Annotated in this window: 1 protein-coding gene; it reads left to right on the top strand. The window is 74.1% G+C overall.

From position 1 onward, the window contains the following. Positions 1 to 742 (top strand): glycosyltransferase (locus FV223_RS29135; protein ID WP_147730057.1); only part of this gene is annotated, 742 nt, incomplete at both ends.

Genomic DNA, 742 nt, shown 5'->3' with positions numbered 1-742 from the left:
CGCGCAGCAGCGCCAGGGCCTGAAGCAGGATCGGCAGCCCCTTGGCGTCGCGCAGCTCGCCCACGTTCCCCGCGGTCGGCCCGTGATCCGCGCCTACACCCCGCATGGCGGCAGCTACAATTACCGGCCCGGCAGCCTGCTGCACCGGGTCTACATGGGCGCCGAGGGTCTCCTCGCCCGCCGGACCGACGTGTTCCTGTTCGAGAGCGAGTACGTCGCCGGGCGCCACCGCGCCTATGTCGGCACCCACGGCCGCGTCAGCCGCATCGTCCACAACGGCCTGAGCGAGGCCGAGTTCGCGCCCGTGACGTCGGCGGCCGACCCGTTCGACCTGCTCTACGTGGGCGAGCTGCGCGACGCCAAGGGGCTGCCGATCCTGCTTCAGGCCCTGGCGCTGCTGCGCGCCGAGGGCCGCCGGGTCCGGCTGTTGATGGTCGGCTCGGGCCCGGATGCCGGGCAGCTCCAGGCCAAGGCCGAAGCCCTCGGCCTCGCCGGCGCCATCGCCTTCGAGCCGGCCCAGGCGATCCGCTCCGTCCTCGCCCGCGGACGGATCATGGTGGTGCCGTCCTTTGCCGAGTCCCTCCCCTACGTGGTGCTCGAGGCCGCCGCGGCCGCCCAGCCGATGGTCGCCACCGATGTCGGCGGCATCCCCGAGATCTTCGGCTCGGCCGCGGGCGATCTCGTCCCGGCCCGCGATCCGGTCGCGCTGCAGCGGGCGATCGCCCGCGTCCTCGACGAGGCG

It is taken from the genome of Methylobacterium sp. WL116, from assembly GCF_008039455.1.
Lineage (GTDB): Bacteria > Pseudomonadota > Alphaproteobacteria > Rhizobiales > Beijerinckiaceae > Methylobacterium.
The sequence above is the reverse complement of the archived record's forward strand: the minus strand, read 5'-3'. Positions and strand labels throughout refer to the sequence as shown.